This window comes from Lysinibacillus sphaericus, from assembly GCF_000600105.1.
Taxonomy (GTDB): Bacteria; Bacillota; Bacilli; order Bacillales_A; family Planococcaceae; genus Lysinibacillus; species Lysinibacillus sphaericus.
The window spans coordinates 3,817,918-3,835,402 of record NZ_CP006837.1 but is presented as its reverse complement, the minus strand read 5'-3'; the positions used below and the strand labels follow the sequence as shown (position 1 = coordinate 3,835,402).

The following is a 17,485-nucleotide window of genomic DNA, read 5'->3' as shown; positions in this document are numbered from 1 at the left end:
GTCATCTTTAGAAAAATCTGATAGTTGAAGTGGGCGTGAGGAAATGAATCAAACACAAGATGTAAGGGCAAGTATTGTGGAATATGTTTATGTGATTGTTGGTGCCGCAGTTGTGGCAATAGGTTTTAATGTCTTTTTACTACCAAATCAAGTAGCGTCAGGTGGAGTTAGTGGCATAAGTACCATTTTACATGGTTTATTTGGCTGGAATCCTGGCCTTGTACAATATGCATTTAATATCCCATTGTTTCTAGCAGGAGTAATAATACTTGGTAAAAAGTTTGGCGTCAAATCTTTTATTGGGACAATAACATTACCGTTGATTGTGTTATTGACAAATCACTGGGAGCCGTGGACAGATAATCCTTTACTTGGTGCGCTTTTTGGCGGAATTGTTGTAGGCTTAGGAATAGGACTTGTCTTTAAGGGGAATGCTTCTACTGGTGGCACTGATTTACTAGCCCAAATTATTACAAAGTATACCGGATTATCGCTTGGTACAAGTGTACTATTAATTGATGGAATTATCGCAATTAGTGCGGCAATTGTTTTTGACTTAGAAAAAGGGCTCTATGCGTTAATTGGACTGTATGTCACAACGAAAACGATTGATATTATCCAGTTAGGTTTTAGTCAATCAAAAATGGTTTATATTATTACGTTAAAACAAGATGAAGTGCGTGATGCGATATATGCTGAAATTGATCGTGGTGTGACAAAGTTACCTGCAATTGGCGGTTATACAGGAGAAGCACGACCCGTTTTAATGGTCGTTGTCTATCAAACAGAGTTCACAAAGCTGAAACAACTCATTAAAAACGTTGATCCATCAGCGTTTGTCATCGTTTCTGATGCTTATGAGGTGTTAGGTGAAGGTTTCAAACGTGCATAATTTTGGTATAATAGCTTGGAAAGATATTCATTTACTTAGGAGGGGTACTAATGAAAAAAGCAATGTTAACATTAGTGTTCGGTTCAGCGATTTTCTTAGCAGCATGTGGTGGTGGCGGAGATAAAGCAGCTACAGATAACAAAGATACTGCTGCTGAACCAGACGGTAAAGCAATCGCAATGAAATCATGTGTTTCTTGTCACGGTGGCGAGCTACAAGGTATGGGGAATACACCTGCACTAAACAATGTAGGTTCTCGTTTATCTGAGCAAGAAATTTTAGACGTAATTAACAATGGTCGTGGGGCTATGCCAGCTGGACTTATTAAAGGTGCAGATGCTGAAGCCGTTGCAAAATGGTTGGCTACACAAAAATAATACAATGAAAAAAAACTAGCGGTTCTGGAGACCGCTAGTTTTTCTATTTTTATCATGTGCATAAGCTTTCTGAGATAGTTTTACATTTGTTATGTACAACCTTTAACTAGAAGTAAGTATAATAGTGTTACTAATCATCATGCACACAAGTGTAAATTCATTTCTTTTATACATAGGCATGCTAAAATAAAACAATATTCAATTCGTTTGAATGGAGGCTGCAAATATTGGTCGTAGTATTGACAAGAGATGTAATGGAAAAATTTAAGCTAGAGTTATTAGGCGGCGAGGAAGGTATAGGAAGAACAATTACCACAAGTGATATATCTAGACCGGGGCTTGAAATGGCTGGTTATTTTACGCATTATCCTGCTAATCGAGTACAGCTACTAGGGAAAACAGAGCTTTCCTTTTTTGAAATGTTACCAGCGAATGTTAAACTTGAGCGTATGCGATTGCTATGTTCACAGGATACGCCTGCTATTATTATTTCGCGTGATTTAGAAGTACCAGATGAGCTTATTCAAGCTTCAAACGAAAAGCATGTACCTGTATTTAAAACTCACATGACAACAACGAAATTTTCGAGTAGGTTAACCAATTATTTAGAGGGACGTTTAGCACCTATGACAGCGGCACATGGTGTGTTAGTCGATGTATATGGCATCGGTGTGCTTATTATCGGAAAAAGCGGGGTTGGGAAAAGTGAAACAGCTCTTGAACTAGTAAAAAAAGGGCATCGATTAGTTGCAGATGATTGTGTGGAGATCCGTCAAGAGTCGGAGAACTTTTTAATAGGGAGTCCGCCACCGCTGTTAGAGCATTTATTGGAAATACGAGGTATTGGTATTATCGATATCATGACACTGTTTGGGGCAAGTGCTGTACGACCATATAAACGTATTACCTTAATTATTGAGCTAGAAATATGGGATCCAGACAAGGTTTATGATCGTTTAGGTTTAGAAGAAGAAAAAATGAAAATCATTGATACGGAACTAACAAAACTCACAATTCCAGTACGACCTGGACGAAATGTATCTGTAATCATCGAAGTAGCGGCGATGAATTACCGTTTGAAGAAAATGGGTGTCAATGCAGCGGAAGAGTTTTCAAGACGCTTAGATGAAGTCATTGCTTCATCAGATGAGTTAGATGATTAATGGAAAACGGATTGTAACATATTGAGAGGAGCATAAGATGGATTTATTACTATTAGACATTAACCCGGTCGCCTTTCATTTAGGGCCAATACCTGTACGATGGTACGGACTTTTAATTGTGTCGGGGATAATATTAGCATATTTTGTTGGACAACGAGAGGCGGTAAAACGCGGATTACCTGAGGATTTTCTAGCTGACTTATTATTATGGGCAGTGCCGATTTCCATCGTTTGTGCGCGCATCTATTATGTTTCTATGCGTTGGGATTATTATAGTGAAAATCCAGGCAATATTATTGAAATTTGGAATGGTGGTATTGCGATTCATGGTGCGTTATTAGGTGCATTTGCGACGGCTTACATATTTACGCGGATAAAAGGGGTAAGCTTTTTACGAGTAGCTGATATTGCAGCACCAAGTATTTTGATTGGTCAAATTATTGGTCGTTGGGGCAACTTTATGAATCAAGAAGCATTTGGCGGCCCAGTGTCACGTTCATTTTTAGAAAACCTGATGCTACCGGATTGGATTATTAATCAAATGTACATTGAAGAACTAGGCACATATGTACATCCTACATTTTTATATGAGTCTGTTTGGAACTTCATCGGTTTATTAATATTACTGGCATTACGTAAAGTGAATCTAAATCGCGGTGAAATTTTCTTTAGCTATTTAATATGGTATTCAATTGGTCGCTTCTATATAGAAGGTTTACGTACGGATAGTCTTTATTTGGTAGGAGACTTGCGTTCGGCTCAGGTTGTTTCCATTATCGGCATTGTGATAGGTCTTGCGGCAATTATTTACCGCAGATTGAAGGTAAAGCCTGCTGTGAAATATTTGGACAATAAGTAAGGAGTGGAAAGTATGGCTGTAAAGGCATTGCTTTTTGATTTTGATGGTACACTATTAAATACAAATGACTTAATCATACAATCATTTATGCACGTGTTAGAAGAGAGATTTCCCGGGCAATATTCGCCAAAAGATTGCTTGAAATTCATGGGTCCGTCATTAAAACAGACATTTAGTGTTTTAACGCCAGGAGAAGAAGATGAAATGATAGCAAAATACCGCGCTTGGAATGAGCCGCATCATGATGAGCTTGTCACAGAGTTTCCTGATGTTGTGTCAACTTTAGAGCAATTAAAGTCAATGGGGATTAAATTAGCCATCGTCTCAACAAAGCGCAATGCGATGATTGACCGAGGGTTGAGGATCCTAGGTGCTAGTCATCTATTTGAGGTGATCGTGGGAACTGATGATGTCCAACATGTGAAGCCTGATCCAGAGCCAGTTTTACTTGCTCTTACACGTCTTGGTGTCGCAAAGGAAGATGCCATTATGATTGGTGATAATTCACATGATATTGAAGCTGGACACAATGCGGGTGTAAGAGCTGCGGGTGTCGCATGGTCAATTAAAGGGGAGCAATATTTACAGCAGTTTAATCCAGAATATCTATTGCACCATATGAAAGATTTACTTGCTATTGTGAAAGAGGGGTAAAGGCATGGCGCGTAAAACGGAAAGATATCGTGTCGAAGGAGCAAATTCGCTATGGAATGTATATGATACGGTGTCCTTTTGGAAGGTGATGAAGTGCTTCATTGTCATTCAAATTGGACGCTTCACACCTTTTTTACGCGTGAAGAACTGGCTGTATCGCACTTTTTTAAAAATGAAGATTGGTGACCAAACGTCTTTCGCTTTAATGGTCATGCCAGATACGATGTTCCCAGAACGTATTCATGTCGGCAATAATACAGTGATTGGCTTTAATACGACAATTTTAGCGCATGAATATTTAATTGAAGAGTATCGTTTAGGAGATGTCCATATTGGCAATGAAGTAATGGTTGGTGCCAATTCAACCATTTTACCAGGAGTGACAATAGGAGACGGTGCTATTGTGTCTGCGGCAACACTCGTACATAAGGATGTACCAGCAGGTTGTCTAGCAGGTGGCAATCCGATGCAAATTATTTACACTGCGGAACAGATGGCGGAGCGTAAACGAAGTGAAGTTGTCCAATGGTGCACGCCGAAAAAGTAAAGAAGATGAAAAGTGTTAGATTGACTGCAAATCAATCTAACACTTTTTTGCTATGGCGTTATTGTACGCTACGGCGGTGCTTTCCGCTCAGCACAGTAAGCCACAACCCTCGCTAACGCGCAAAAATGCCAGCGTCTTACGTTGTGCGCGTTCTGTGCAGGAGTCACCGCCTTCGCTACCAACAACTAGTGAACACTTCTAATTTATTGCAAAAGCAAGAATAGCTAAGTTCTCCATATAGCGAAAATTTATGAACACCTTTCCTCTGTTCTTTAAATTTTTTAGCAATGTTCCAATCTCTTTTTTTGCTATGCCGTTATTGTACGCTTCAGCGGTCCTTTCTACTCAGTACACTAAGGCTGCAACCTTCAACTCATTTCGATTGCAATTATTATATTTTTAAAGCAAGAACAGCTAAATTTAAAGTAATGTCCGCATTTTGATGTCTCCTACATAAGTGAGGCAATAGTCTCAATAAACATTTCACTTTGTGTAAATAGGTGTATAATTAACAGAAGTATTGAAATTATTTGTGAATTTAATGTGTAAAACATTGACTGAACTGAAGGAATGAGTTAAAATACTTTCATATTCTAATTCTCTAATACTCTAGTGAATTAAAGTGAAACGTAAGGAAGTGTCCACATGTCGTCGATTAAAATGTTCGAAAAGCCACTTGGTATGCGTGATAAATTTCCGCAAATTTATGAAAAAGTAGAAGCTGTAAGACATACAGGTCGAAATTTTTTACGCTCAAGAGGCTATGAATTTATCAAAACGCCTACAGTAGAGTATTTCGATACGGTAGGGAAAGCATCTGCAATTTCCGATGCGCATTTATTTAAGCTTGTAGATAGTCAGGGCAACACGCTCGTTCTACGTCCTGATATGACAACACCGATTGCTCGAGTAGCCACTTCAAAATTATTGAAAGAAATGATACCGCTGCGCTTAGCTTACTTTGCAAGTGTATTCCGTGCACAGGAAACAGAAGGTGGACGTCCCGCAGAATTTGAGCAAATGGGTATTGAGTTAATTGGTGATCATTCCGTGTTTGCGGATGCAGAAGTAATTGTTACAGCAATGGAGTTATTAAAACAATTTGGATTAGAAAATTTCAAAGTCACAATAGGACATGCAGGTGTCTTGAATTGTATTTTACAGGACTATACAGAAAGCATCGAACAAGAAGATGTCCTGCGTACACTGCTTGTACAACGTAATTATGTAGGCTTTGAGGAGGCAGTTGCATCATTTGATTTACCAAAAACAAAATCAGATGCATTGTTACAGTTTATTGAAGAGGCAATGACCTTAAAGGAAATTCGTGATATTGAAAAATATGTGCGTAAAAATGACGCATTAGAATATATGCAACAACTTGCAAAATTATTAGAAGTCGCTGATCTTGCACAGTATGTCGCGTTTGATTTTACTCTTTCAAGCCATATGAGCTATTACACAGGTATGTTATTTGAAGTATTTGCTTCAGGCAGTGGTTTCCCATTAGGAAATGGTGGACGTTACGATGGTTTGCTTGAAGTATTTGGATCAAAGGTCGGTGCTACAGGCTTTAGCATTCGTGTAGATAGATTATTAGAAACGATTACTGCACAAGCTTCGGACAAGGAAGAAGCCATTGTGGTGCTATTCGAAGAAGAAAATTTTGAAGAGGCTCTGGAAAAAATAGAGGCTTTAAGAGCAGCAGGTAAACAAGCGACTTTACAGTTGAGAAGTAGTTTAGTTGATGAAGCAGCCTTTTTAACGCATTTTACAAAGGTAGTTGTTGTTGGACAGGAGGAAATTCGCGGTGAATGAATTAACCATTGCTATGCCGAAAGGGCGCATTTTTGAAGAGGCATACCAAATGCTTATTGAAGCGGGCTTTAATTTACCAGAAGAGGTTGAAATGTCGCGTAAATTAATGATCGAAATCCCAGAAGAAAAAATTCGTTTTATTCTAGCGAAACCTATGGATGTGCCTGTTTATGTTGAGCACGGTGTAGCCGATATTGGAATTGCTGGAAAAGATGTTTTACTGGAGCAACAGCGCGTGGTACATGAGCTTCTTGATTTGAAAATAAGTACTTGCTATATTGCTTCAGCTGGCTTACCGAATACGACGATGAACGAACTTGCACCACGCATTGCGACGAAGTATCCGAACATTGCGATGAAGTATTATAAAGGGATTGGCGAACAAGTAGAAATTATTGAATTAAACGGGTCGATTGAGCTTGCGCCAATGATTGGTTTAGCAGATCGTATTGTGGATATCGTATCGACTGGACGTACGTTAAAAGAAAATGGCTTAGTTGAGTATGAGTATATTACAGAAGTTTCCTCACGCTTAATTGCCAATCCCGTAAGTTACCGCATGAAAGGTGACCGCATAATCGATTTGGTGAAACGTTTAAAGAAGTGTGTCGACTAATGAATGTTGTTTCATCGTAATAATTGCAAAGACGCAAGTTGCGAAAAGGAACTGCACGAATAGCTAGAAATTTAAAGGAGACTTTTTCCATGAAAATCACAAAGTTAGCAAAAGGTATTTCCTTGAAACGACCACTTGAAGGTGGCAACGAAGAACAATTAAAAATTGTACGACAAGTATTGGCAGATGTGCGAGCACAAGGTGACAGCGCAATACGTACATATACAGAAAAATGGGATGGCTTTGCTCCAGACAATTTACGTGTTACAAAAGCAGAGATTAAAGAGGGAGTAGAGGCAATCGACGCGCAATTATTTGCAGATTTAACAGAAGCTGCCCACAATATTCGCGTTTATCATGAGCAACAAAAACGTTCTGGCTATCGTTTGGAATTAGCAGATGGCTCTTGGCTTGGGCAACGGATTACCGCACTCGATGCAGTAGGTCTTTACGTTCCTGGAGGAACAGCGGCCTATCCTTCTTCCGTGTTGATGAACGTTATTCCTGCTCAAGTAGCGGGTGTTGAGCGAATTGTTATCACATCACCTGCGGGGCGTGACGGGAAATTACCTGCTGGTGTACTTGCCGCCGCTCATATATTAGGTGTGGAAGAAGTATATAAAATTGGTGGGGCACAGGCAATTGCAGCACTTGCCTATGGAACGGAAACAATTCAAGCCGTCGATAAAATAACTGGTCCAGGTAATATTTACGTTGCACTTGCTAAACGCGAAGTATTTGGTGAGGTCGCGATTGATATGATTGCTGGACCAAGTGAAATTGCCGTAATCGCAGATGATACAGCTTTTGCAGATGAGGTAGCTGCAGACCTATTATCACAGGCAGAACATGATAAGATGGCCTGTGCCATTTTAGTGACAACGTCTGAGCAACTTGCTCACAATGTGGCGCTGGAAGTAGAAAAACAATTAGCGACTTTACCACGTGAAGAAGTAGCGCGTGCCTCAATCGAAAATTTTGGCGCGATTTATATTGCTGAAACGATGTCAGATGCAGTGGAGGCAATTAATTCATTAGCCCCTGAGCATTTAGAAATCGTGACCAAAAATGCCGAAGCGGTGGCAGAGCAAGTCCGCCATGCAGGTGGTATTTTCATCGGTCGATATAGCTCCGAGCCTGTTGGAGATTATTTTGCTGGCACAAACCATGTGCTACCAACAAACAGCACAGCGCGTTTTGCAAGTGGCTTAAATGTGGATGACTTCGTAAAAAAATCGAGTATCGTTTATTATACTGAAAAAACTTGGGCAACGAACGCCCCGAAAATTGCACGCTTAGCTCGGATGGAAGGCTTAGAGGGCCATGCTCGTGCTGTAGAATCTCGTGGATGGGAAAAGGAGTAATACGATGACAGAACAGAAACGCTACGCAAAGGTAGAACGCAAAACAAATGAAACACAAATTTCAGTTGCCATTGAGTTAGATGGCGAGGGCAAGGCGGATATCCAAACAGGTGTTGGCTTTATGGATCACATGCTGGATTTATTTATTAAACATGGTCTATTTAATGGCACAATTCAAGCGAATGGTGATACGCATATTGACGACCACCATACAACGGAAGACCTTGGCATTGTATTAGGACAAGCCATTCGTCAAGCGCTCGGCGATAAGAAAGGTATTAAACGTTATGGTAATGCCTTTGTACCAATGGATGATGCACTGGCACAAGTTGTTGTCGATTGTTCAAATCGTCCACATTTAGAGTATCGTGTGCCTGAACTAAAAGAGAAAGTAGGAACTTTTGATACGGAGTTAGTGCATGAGTTTTTATGGAAATTTGCGCTTGAAGCAAGAATGAATGTCCACGTTATCGTACCGTACGGTCATAATACACACCACATTATCGAAGCTATTTTTAAAGCATTAGCTCGTGCCATTGATGCGGCAGTTGAAATTGATCCTCGCGTTAAGGGTGTACCTTCCACAAAGGGGCTGTTAACGTGAAAATAGGTGTTATTGACTATGGGATGGGTAATTTATTTAGTGTTGAACAAGCACTAAAACGACTTGGCTGTGAAGTCATTGTAACAGCACAAGAACAGGAACTAGATGAAGCTGATGCCCTGTTACTGCCAGGTGTGGGCGCTTTTCCCGATGCTATGAAACGTTTAGCTGAAACAAAATTAGATTGCTATTTACAAAAGGTACAAGCAGAAAATCGACCATTGCTCGGTATTTGTTTAGGCATGCAGTTATTATTTGAGGAAAGCGTAGAGGTGACACCAACGAAGGGACTAGGTTTCTTCAAAGGCAGCATTCAACGTTTTAGCGGCATTCAAGGGGAGCAGTCTTATCGAGTACCTCATATGGGGTGGAATGAATTAATTGTGATGAATCGACCAGCATGGCTCAAAGGCGAGACACCTGCCGAGCACGTTTATTTTGTCCATTCTTTTTATGCGACGAATATTGAACCGACAGAACTAGTGGCCTATGCTGACTACCATGGCATTGAAGTCCCGGGGATTGTTGCCAAAGGCTCGATCACAGGTATGCAATTCCATCCTGAAAAATCAGGTGAGTTAGGCGTGTACTTATTAGAACAATGGTTAAAAGGGGTGGCGGCGTGCTAACGAAACGTATTATTCCATGTCTTGATGTGAAGGAAGGACGAGTTGTTAAAGGTGTACAGTTCGTATCATTACGTGATGCAGGAGATCCGGTAGAGCTTGCAAAGTTTTATGATGAACAAGGTGCAGATGAGCTTGTTTTCCTAGATATCTCAGCATCGCATGAAGGCCGTGACACAATGGTCGATGTAGTGCGCCAAACTGCGGCGACACTAGCCATTCCATTTACTGTTGGTGGCGGTATTCGCTCGTTAGAGGATATGAAGCGTATTTTACGCGCAGGTGCTGACAAAGTATCTGTTAATACTTCTGCCTTAGAACGCCCAGCGCTGATTAAAGAAGGTTCTGACTATTTCGGAGCACAATGTATTGTTGTTGCAATTGATGCGCGCTATAGTGAAGAAGACGGCACGTGGATGGTCTATACACACGGTGGTCGCAACAAAACATCTTGGCAAGTAATAGAGTGGGCAAAAGAAGCTGTCCGCTTAGGTGCTGGCGAGATTTTATTAACAAGTATGAATCAAGACGGTGAAAAATCTGGCTTTGATTTAGCTTTAACGAAGGCTGTACGACAGGCCGTGACAGTCCCAGTCATTGCAAGTGGTGGTGCAGGGAATGCCGAACATTTTTACGAAGTATTAGCGGACGATATAGATGCAGATGCAGCACTTGCAGCATCCATTTTCCATTACAAAGAAACGAGTGTAGCGCAAGTAAAACAATACTTACGTGAAAAAGGAGTGGCAGTAAGATGATAGAGAACATTAAATTTGACGATAAAGGTCTTGTTACAGCAGTTGTGCAAGATGCCAATACAAAAGAAGTATTAACTGTAGCTTATATGAATAAAGAATCATTAGAAAAAACATTAGAATCAGGCGAAACTTGGTTTTACTCACGTTCTCGTGAAGCGCTTTGGCATAAAGGAGCGACGAGTGGTAACGTACAAAAAGTAGTGTCCATTAAAGCAGACTGTGATGGCGATGCATTAGTTGTAGAAGTACTTCCTGCTGGTCCCGCATGCCACAATGGCACAACATCTTGCTTTACGACAGTACTGCAAGAAAAAGCAAAAGTTGGTTCGGTTAGTATTATCCCTGAGCTAGTCAAAGTCATTGAAAAGCGTGAGCAAGATATGCCTGAGGGTGCATATACTACATATTTATTCGATAAAGGCATCGATAAAATTTGTAAAAAAGTTGGGGAAGAAGCAACAGAGGTAGTTATCGGTGCAAAAAATCGTGATGCAGAAGAAGTAAAATGGGAAGCGGCTGATTTAATTTACCACTTACTAGTTTTACTGCAAGAACAAAAAGTAAATGTTTTTGACGTATTACATGTGTTGGAAAAACGTCACGAGGAGAAATAACAGCATATCGCTTATTGTATGGTATAATATAAGTTACTGTAAAAAGGAACGTATAATACGTTCCTTATTTCTTGTTTCGGAGGAAATATTTTGGAAAAGAAACGTCAAAAAGAGAAGCAAACGAATGTCGTATCGTTCATTCCAACAGGCGACTATTATTATAAAAAATCAATTCAAGCGATGAATAGTGGTCAAATGGATAAAGCCTATAAATACTTACAACGTGCTGTAGATTTAAGTCCAGATGATCCTATGATTTTATTGCAATTAGCGATTGTAGAGTTAGAAGGTCAAGGTTTTGAGGAAGCCTATGATCTGCTTCGTCGTGCCTATCAATTAGACCCAAATGAGCCAGAAATTATTTTTTATATGGCTGAGGTATCAGGATGTGTCGGCATTATTCAAGATGCCAAACGCTTTGCAGAGCAATACTTAGAAATGGAACCTGAGGGTGCATATGCGGATGAAGCGGCAGAAATATTAGACTTTGTTGCTTTTGAGCACAATGAATATGAAGAGCTGGAAGGCAGTGGCGAGGATTTATATCGGCAGGAGCAAGCACGTCGTTGCATGGAAAAGGGTGACTTTCCAGAAGCAATCAATATTTTAGAACAATTAGTAGAAGATAGACCGGAATTTTGGTCAGCATACAATAATTTAGCTTTAGCTTATTTTTATGTAGGTGAAGCGGAACAGGCTAAAGCGATTTTGAACACGGTTTTGCGTGAGAATAAAGGGAATCTCCATGCATTGTGTAATCTAACGGTTATTGCCTACTATGAGAAAAATGATGAGGAATTAAATGCTCTTTTAGAAGTATTGGTGAAAATTCAACCTTATGCTTGGGATCATCGTTACAAATTGGGCGCAACGCTTGCACTGATTGGTCAATATGAAACTGCATTTAAATGGCTACGAAGCATGCAGAAGCGTGGTTATTTAGGAGATCCAGGGTTTTACTTTTGGTTATCTCATGCGGCCTACTTTTCTGGTTACGATGATATTGCCAAAAATGCTTGGGAGCAGTTGCTTGAGTTAGATCCAGATAAAGAAGGTTTTGAACCTTGGCGTCAGCAGGAAAATACATATGAGCTTGACGCATTAGAGCATGATCGTGACTTCATTGTAGCGAAGCTTGAAAGTGAGTATATAAGTGATCGTTTATTTGGCTTATTTTTATTACGAGGAACAGCGCATAAGCAGGAAATCATTGCGCATCCTAAATGGATAGATGTAGAGCAATTTGGTGCTTTTGAAAAGCTTTTTTTAGCTTATGCACTCGGCCATCAGTTTGATGAGAAAAACAAAGTAGAGGCAAGTTTTTTAAGAGCCGTACGTGTACCCGAGATTTTGTTGGAGCACTATGGAAAGTTGACGACAATCGTCGCACCAATGTTCCAAATGTGGTTCGTGCTTTGTGAACAAGCACTTAGTCAAAATTATCGCTTTACAAATCCGGCTGCTATTGCAGGTGCAAATGACTTTTTATTCCGCTCATCTCGCATGTTGAAGGTGACGAAAAAAGAAATCGCAGAGCAATATGGCATATCTGTAGCAACATTATCGAAATATATAGATGAAATATTAATGTACTTACCAACGAGTTAAATTGAAGTTGTGAGCAACTTAGTTGAATAACTTCATGCTTTCACATACGATGAACATACTGAACGTTATTATAAAAAAGTATTACGAGTTTAGGAGGAAGTAAGTATGTCAGAAGAAAAAATTTATGATGTTGTAATTATTGGTGCAGGTCCTGCCGGAATGACTGCGGCTGTTTATACATCACGTGCAAATCTTTCAACATTAATGATTGAACGTGGTATCCCTGGTGGACAAATGGCGAATACAGAAGAAGTAGAAAACTATCCAGGATTTGATACTATTTTAGGGCCTGAGCTATCTACTAAAATGTTCGAGCATGCGAAAAAATTTGGTGCTGAATATGCTTACGGTGATGTCTCAGAAATCATTGATGGTGAAGAATATAAAACGATAAAATCAGGTGCTAAGGAATATAAAACACGCTCAATTATACTTTCTACTGGTGCAGAGTATAAAAAAATGGGTGTACCTGGTGAAAAAGAGCTTGGTGGACGTGGTGTCAGCTATTGTGCTGTATGTGATGGTGCATTCTTTAAACAAAAAAATCTCGTTGTCGTAGGTGGCGGAGATTCTGCTGTTGAAGAAGGTGTGTATTTAACGCGTTTTGCTGATAAAGTAACAATTGTTCACCGTCGTGATAAATTACGTGCACAAAAAATTCTACAAGATCGTGCATTTGCAAACGACAAAATTGATTTCATTTGGAATGCAACAGTGAAAGAAATTAACGAAGCTGATGGTAAAGTAGGCAGCGTTACATTGCAATCAATTGTCGATGGCACAGAATCTGAATTTGCGGCTGATGGCGTATTTATTTACATTGGGATGTTGCCATTAACAAAACCTTTTGAATCACTAGGCATTTTAAATGAAGCTGGTTATATTGTGACTAACGACAATATGGAAACAAATGTACCAGGTATTTTTGCTGCTGGGGATGTGCGTGAAAAAACGCTTCGTCAAATCGTTACTGCGACTGGCGATGGCAGTATTGCGGCGCAAGCAGCACAACATTATGTTGAAGAATTACTAGAAAAGATTAACGCATAATAAGCGTTATACCGAGTGATGGTCTCAAAAATCTTAGAAGCGCATTGCAATTGGCCGTTATTACCGGAAAAAAATACAAATTTTTAATACGGTTTTAATATTGCTGTAACTTGGATGACATATAAAAGGTGTAATATAAAGACTGTAATTAGCAATCCCCCTTTTATTTTTTTAGTAGGTTGTTTCCGCCTAAATTAGGTGGGAGCAACCTATTTTTAGTGCCAGTCACTCAAACAATTCTGAATTTTTAAAGCGCTGCAAGTAGCTTATTTTACGTAATAGTAAGCCTAATGCTAATTATTTTGGATATGTCATGTCTTACAGTAGAAAACTGTATACTATATGTAGAGGGAATAGTGTAAAATAATGGTTATTGAAAGATGCGTTGACCTTTTCTGCATGCATTTGAAACCTTTGGGATAAGTTGATTTAATCATTTTTTTGCGCAAGATTCCATAGTTGTGAAATGAGGACAAACTCTGATAGGTCTTGCTATAATAAAAAATAGAATGCAAAAGAGATTAGAGGTGTGCCTATGCAAAGAATTGCAAACTTAATCGCCGTAAAAGACGGCCAAGTATTATTACTTCAAAAGCCGAGACGTGGCTGGTATGTAGCACCAGGCGGGAAAATGGAGAGCGGTGAGTCTATTTATGAGGCTGCTTTACGTGAGTTTCAGGAAGAAACAAATGTAATCCCATTGAAAGCGCATTTAAAAGGTGTCTATACGATGGTTATTAAAGAAGATAACGTTAAGGTAGATGAATGGATGTTGTATACTTTTGTAGCGAAGGATATAGAAGGTGTACCATTCGAAGAAACAAGAGAAGGTAAGCTTGCATGGCACCCAATTGAGGATTTGAAACATTTGCCAATGGCTGAAGGTGACCGAACAAATTTACAATTTGCTGTATCACAATCAGGCATTCAGTACGGTACATTCGAATACACGAAGGATTTTGAATTACTTCATGAAAAAATACAAATATCAATAGAACAATAAAGGAGCTGCATGACAGTGGTGGTTGAAAGTCAACAACATGAATTGGTCATTATTACAGGAATGTCTGGAGCTGGAAAAACGGTAGCTATTCAAAGCTTTGAGGATTTAGGGTATTACTGTATTGATAATTTACCACCAGCGTTACTCACAACTTTTTTAACTTTACTTAGAGATTCAGGTAAAAATATTACACGTATTGCCGCGGTCATGGATATGCGTGGCGGTGACTTTTTCGATTCGCTCATTGGTGCGCTTGACCATATATTAAAAGAAGGCGATATTGTTGCGCGGATTTTATTTTTAGATGCTGATGATCAGACGCTTGTAAGACGATATAAGGAAACAAGACGTGCACACCCATTAGCTGTAACCGGTTTACCTTTAGATGGTATTAAACAAGAACGTATACTTCTATCTGAAGTGAAGGGCCGCGCTAAATTTGTTTATAATACCTCCAACATGAAACCAAAAGAGTTACGCGAGAAAATTGTCAATGAATTTGCAAGCGATGCAGATCATACTTTTTCAATTAATATTATGTCCTTTGGATTTAAACATGGTATGCCAATAGATGCAGATTTAGTATTTGATGTGCGCTTTTTAAAAAATCCATATTATGTGGAGGAATTGCGCCATAAAACAGGTTTGCAAACAGAAGTTTCTTCTTATGTATTAGCGTTAGAGGATACACAAATCCTAATTCAAAAACTAACGGATTTGTTTGAATTTATGGTACCGCTTTATAAACAAGAGGGGAAATCACAACTTGTCATTGCTTTTGGTTGTACAGGAGGACAGCATCGTTCGGTGACGTTGGCAGAATATTTTGGTGCTTGCTTAGCCAAAAATGAAAATGCTGTGATATCGCACCGTGACATCAATCGAAGAAAGGATTGAGTGAATGGGGAAAAAGCATACAAGGCTAGTTGTAATAGGTGGTGGTACTGGCCTTTCCACGTTACTGCGTGGTTTAAAGCATCACCCGTTTGATATCACTGCAATCGTAACAGTTGCGGATGATGGTGGTTCCTCAGGACGTCTACGTGATGACTATGATATTCCCCCACCAGGGGATGTCCGCAATGTCATCGCTGCATTATCAGACGTGGAGCCACTTGTTGAGCAAATGTTTCAATATCGTTTTTCTGTATCAGATGATTTGAACGGTCATTCTTTAGGTAATTTAATGTTAACGGCTTTAACAGATATAACTGGGGATTTTAGCCATGCTATTAGTGAGATGGGAAAAGTGCTAAAAGTACATGGGCGAGTGATTCCAGCTGCTAATAAAAAGATTACTTTACATGCCGAGTTAGAAGATGGCGTAATAATTGAAGGTGAGTCTAAAATCCCGACAGCATCAAAACGCATTAACCGCGTTTTTTTAGTGCCTGAAAATGTGCAACCGCTACCAGAAGCAATACGGGCAATTAATCGGGCAGACTATATTTTAATAGGACCTGGAAGCTTATATACGAGTATTATTCCGAATTTGCTTGTGAAAGCAATTGGGGAGGCTGTTGTAAAAGCAAGGGGTCGCAAAATTTATGTATGTAATTTAATGACTCAAAAAGGTGAGACAATTTCCTATACAGCAGGTGACCATGTGCAAGCGATACACAAGCATGTTGGTAATTCTTTTATCGATTCTATTTTAGTCAATGATGAGCAACTGCCACATCCTGTAAAAGAACTATATAAAGAAGAATGTGCAGAGCCTGTAACATTTGATGTAGGAAAGCTTGAAAGTATGGGATTAGAAGTTATTAAACGAGATATTGCAACCATTCGACCTGATGGGACAGTTCGCCATAATGCGGCAAATGTTGCAAAATGGCTTGTGGATTATGCAAAAATCTTACCCAAAAAGTAAGGAAGCCTACAATAGAGTCCTAAAGAATGCTTGTTGTATATGGTAAGATGAACATATACATAGAAATAAAGGTCGAAAGGGGGGCGTGCTATGTCATTTGCTTCAGAAACAAAAAAAGAGCTTACACAGGTAGAAGCGGACGACTACTGTATGAAAGCGGAAGTATCCGCGTTAATTCGTATGAATGGTTCGTTATCTTTTGCTAACAAACAACTTAGCTTAGACGTGCAAACCGAAAATGCTGCAATCGCACGAAGGCTTTATACGATAATGAAGAAGTTGTATCCATATAATGTGGAGCTACTTGTACGTAAGAAAATGCGATTGAAAAAAAATAATGTGTATATATGTCGTGTACGTGAAGGTGCACGGGAATTGCTCATTAATTTAGCTATTATTTCAGATGATTTTCAATTTAATCATACGATTTCTAAAGAGCTGATTAAAAAGAGTGGTCATAAAAGAGCCTACTTACGTGGAGCGTTTTTAGCAGGTGGCTCGGTAAATAATCCAGAAACGTCTGCCTATCATTTAGAAATTTATTCTTTGTATAAAGAGCATGGTGAGGCATTAATGGATTTAATGAACGAATTTGAATTGAATGCAAAAACCATTGAACGCAAGAAGGGCTTTGTGACATACTTAAAGGAAGCGGAAAAGATTTCCGACTTTTTAAATATTGTCGGAGCCCATCAAGCCATGATGAAATTTGAAGATGTTCGTATATTACGCGATATGCGCAATAGTGTGAATCGTATTGTGAACTGTGAGACAGCAAACTTGAATAAAACAATAGGTGCTGCACTGCGTCAGGTAGAAAATATTCGATTTATCGAAAATTCCATTGGCTTAGATCAGTTGCCTGAAAAACTGCGCGAAATTGCACGCCTACGTGTGGAATATCAAGATGTGACGTTAAAAGAACTTGGTGAAATGGTATCAAGTGGAACGGTTAGTAAATCAGGAGTCAATCATCGATTGCGTAAAATAGACGAAATAGCAGATGCATTAAGAAGAGGTGAAAAGATAGGCGGTTAAGTTTTCATGCGTATTCGATAT

General features: G+C 39.4%; 19 protein-coding genes. All 19 read left to right on the top strand.

The features are described 5' to 3' along the window. Nucleotides 1–43: 43 nt before the first annotated feature. The 19 genes from T479_RS18560 (at nucleotide 44) to whiA (ending at nucleotide 17,464) form a co-directional block, all read left to right on the top strand. Complete coding sequence (locus tag T479_RS18560) at nucleotides 44–892, top strand: YitT family protein (RefSeq protein WP_025220496.1); 849 nt, start codon at nucleotides 44–46, stop codon at nucleotides 890–892. 50 nt (nucleotides 893–942) lie between these two features. Beyond that, nucleotides 943–1,269: a cytochrome c551 gene (gene cccB / locus T479_RS18555; protein WP_024363882.1), complete on the top strand. Its 327-nt coding sequence runs from the start codon at nucleotides 943–945 to the stop codon at nucleotides 1,267–1,269. Between the two features lie 227 nt (nucleotides 1,270–1,496). Next, nucleotides 1,497–2,432 (top strand): HPr(Ser) kinase/phosphatase, encoded by a 936-nt coding sequence (gene hprK / locus T479_RS18550; protein ID WP_024363883.1) that lies wholly within the window; start codon nucleotides 1,497–1,499, stop codon nucleotides 2,430–2,432. 37 nt (nucleotides 2,433–2,469) lie between these two features. Beyond that, complete coding sequence (gene lgt / locus T479_RS18545) at nucleotides 2,470–3,291, top strand: prolipoprotein diacylglyceryl transferase (protein ID WP_025220495.1); 822 nt, start codon at nucleotides 2,470–2,472, stop codon at nucleotides 3,289–3,291. A 12-nt stretch (nucleotides 3,292–3,303) separates the two neighbouring features. Continuing rightward, a complete protein-coding gene (gene ppaX, locus T479_RS18540; protein WP_025220494.1) occupies nucleotides 3,304–3,945 on the top strand; it encodes a pyrophosphatase PpaX in 642 nt (213 codons plus the stop codon). A gap of 4 nt (nucleotides 3,946–3,949) precedes the next feature. Beyond that, nucleotides 3,950–4,492 (top strand): acyltransferase, encoded by a 543-nt coding sequence (locus T479_RS18535; protein WP_024363886.1) that lies wholly within the window; start codon nucleotides 3,950–3,952, stop codon nucleotides 4,490–4,492. Between the two features lie 645 nt (nucleotides 4,493–5,137). Continuing rightward, on the top strand, nucleotides 5,138–6,310 hold the full coding sequence (locus T479_RS18530) for an ATP phosphoribosyltransferase regulatory subunit (protein ID WP_024363887.1): 1,173 nt from the start codon (nucleotides 5,138–5,140) through the stop codon (nucleotides 6,308–6,310). Continuing rightward, nucleotides 6,303–6,926, top strand: coding sequence for an ATP phosphoribosyltransferase (gene hisG, locus T479_RS18525; RefSeq protein ID WP_024363888.1), 624 nt, complete (start codon nucleotides 6,303–6,305; stop codon nucleotides 6,924–6,926). Before T479_RS18530 ends, hisG begins: the two co-directional genes overlap by 8 nt. 89 nt (nucleotides 6,927–7,015) lie before the next feature. Then, nucleotides 7,016–8,290, top strand: a complete 1,275-nt coding sequence (hisD, locus tag T479_RS18520; RefSeq protein WP_024363889.1) for a histidinol dehydrogenase — start codon at nucleotides 7,016–7,018, stop codon at nucleotides 8,288–8,290. 4 nt (nucleotides 8,291–8,294) lie between these two features. Further along, on the top strand, nucleotides 8,295–8,894 hold the full coding sequence (hisB, locus tag T479_RS18515; protein WP_024363890.1) for an imidazoleglycerol-phosphate dehydratase HisB: 600 nt from the start codon (nucleotides 8,295–8,297) through the stop codon (nucleotides 8,892–8,894). Continuing rightward, the gene (gene hisH / locus T479_RS18510; protein WP_025220493.1) at nucleotides 8,891–9,523 is read left to right on the top strand and encodes an imidazole glycerol phosphate synthase subunit HisH; all 633 of its coding nucleotides are present in this window, start codon (nucleotides 8,891–8,893) and stop codon (nucleotides 9,521–9,523) included. The genes hisB and hisH overlap by 4 nt, the downstream gene beginning before the upstream one ends. Further along, a complete protein-coding gene (gene hisF, locus T479_RS18505; RefSeq protein WP_025220492.1) occupies nucleotides 9,517–10,278 on the top strand; it encodes an imidazole glycerol phosphate synthase subunit HisF in 762 nt (253 codons plus the stop codon). The genes hisH and hisF overlap by 7 nt, the downstream gene beginning before the upstream one ends. Continuing rightward, a complete protein-coding gene (gene hisIE, locus T479_RS18500) occupies nucleotides 10,275–10,892 on the top strand; it encodes a bifunctional phosphoribosyl-AMP cyclohydrolase/phosphoribosyl-ATP diphosphatase HisIE (RefSeq protein WP_024363893.1) in 618 nt (205 codons plus the stop codon). Before hisF ends, hisIE begins: the two co-directional genes overlap by 4 nt. 90 nt (nucleotides 10,893–10,982) lie before the next feature. Further along, on the top strand, nucleotides 10,983–12,500 hold the full coding sequence (locus tag T479_RS18495) for a tetratricopeptide repeat protein (RefSeq protein WP_024363894.1): 1,518 nt from the start codon (nucleotides 10,983–10,985) through the stop codon (nucleotides 12,498–12,500). 105 nt (nucleotides 12,501–12,605) lie between these two features. Further along, nucleotides 12,606–13,550, top strand: a complete 945-nt coding sequence (trxB, locus tag T479_RS18490) for a thioredoxin-disulfide reductase (protein WP_025220491.1) — start codon at nucleotides 12,606–12,608, stop codon at nucleotides 13,548–13,550. Between the two features lie 535 nt (nucleotides 13,551–14,085). Continuing rightward, the gene (locus tag T479_RS18485; RefSeq protein WP_024363896.1) at nucleotides 14,086–14,553 is read left to right on the top strand and encodes an NUDIX hydrolase; all 468 of its coding nucleotides are present in this window, start codon (nucleotides 14,086–14,088) and stop codon (nucleotides 14,551–14,553) included. Between the two features lie 9 nt (nucleotides 14,554–14,562). Then, entirely contained in the window at nucleotides 14,563–15,450 is an 888-nt protein-coding gene (gene rapZ / locus T479_RS18480; protein WP_029747357.1) for an RNase adapter RapZ, read from the top strand. 4 nt (nucleotides 15,451–15,454) lie between these two features. Then, entirely contained in the window at nucleotides 15,455–16,426 is a 972-nt protein-coding gene (locus T479_RS18475) for a gluconeogenesis morphogenetic factor MgfK (RefSeq protein WP_024363898.1), read from the top strand. Nucleotides 16,427–16,516: 90 nt separating this feature from the next. Beyond that, on the top strand, nucleotides 16,517–17,464 hold the full coding sequence (whiA, locus tag T479_RS18470; RefSeq protein ID WP_024363899.1) for a DNA-binding protein WhiA: 948 nt from the start codon (nucleotides 16,517–16,519) through the stop codon (nucleotides 17,462–17,464). The last annotated feature ends 21 nt before the right edge of the window (nucleotides 17,465–17,485 follow it).

What these genes read in the sequence shown, in the direction of transcription:
- hisIE (WP_024363893.1), top strand. Translation starts at nt 10,275, where the DNA reads ATGATAGAGAACATTAAATTTGACGATAAAGGTCTTGTTACAGCAGTT.
- T479_RS18560 (WP_025220496.1), top strand. Translation starts at nt 44, where the DNA reads ATGAATCAAACACAAGATGTAAGGGCAAGTATTGTGGAATATGTTTAT.
- T479_RS18530 (WP_024363887.1), top strand. Translation starts at nt 5,138, where the DNA reads ATGTCGTCGATTAAAATGTTCGAAAAGCCACTTGGTATGCGTGATAAA.
- trxB (WP_025220491.1), top strand. Translation starts at nt 12,606, where the DNA reads ATGTCAGAAGAAAAAATTTATGATGTTGTAATTATTGGTGCAGGTCCT.
- lgt (WP_025220495.1), top strand. Translation starts at nt 2,470, where the DNA reads ATGGATTTATTACTATTAGACATTAACCCGGTCGCCTTTCATTTAGGG.
- ppaX (WP_025220494.1), top strand. Translation starts at nt 3,304, where the DNA reads ATGGCTGTAAAGGCATTGCTTTTTGATTTTGATGGTACACTATTAAAT.
- hisB (WP_024363890.1), top strand. Translation starts at nt 8,295, where the DNA reads ATGACAGAACAGAAACGCTACGCAAAGGTAGAACGCAAAACAAATGAA.
- hisD (WP_024363889.1), top strand. Translation starts at nt 7,016, where the DNA reads ATGAAAATCACAAAGTTAGCAAAAGGTATTTCCTTGAAACGACCACTT.
- whiA (WP_024363899.1), top strand. Translation starts at nt 16,517, where the DNA reads ATGTCATTTGCTTCAGAAACAAAAAAAGAGCTTACACAGGTAGAAGCG.
- T479_RS18535 (WP_024363886.1), top strand. Translation starts at nt 3,950, where the DNA reads ATGGCGCGTAAAACGGAAAGATATCGTGTCGAAGGAGCAAATTCGCTA.
- T479_RS18475 (WP_024363898.1), top strand. Translation starts at nt 15,455, where the DNA reads ATGGGGAAAAAGCATACAAGGCTAGTTGTAATAGGTGGTGGTACTGGC.
- T479_RS18485 (WP_024363896.1), top strand. Translation starts at nt 14,086, where the DNA reads ATGCAAAGAATTGCAAACTTAATCGCCGTAAAAGACGGCCAAGTATTA.
- cccB (WP_024363882.1), top strand. Translation starts at nt 943, where the DNA reads ATGAAAAAAGCAATGTTAACATTAGTGTTCGGTTCAGCGATTTTCTTA.
- rapZ (WP_029747357.1), top strand. Translation starts at nt 14,563, where the DNA reads ATGACAGTGGTGGTTGAAAGTCAACAACATGAATTGGTCATTATTACA.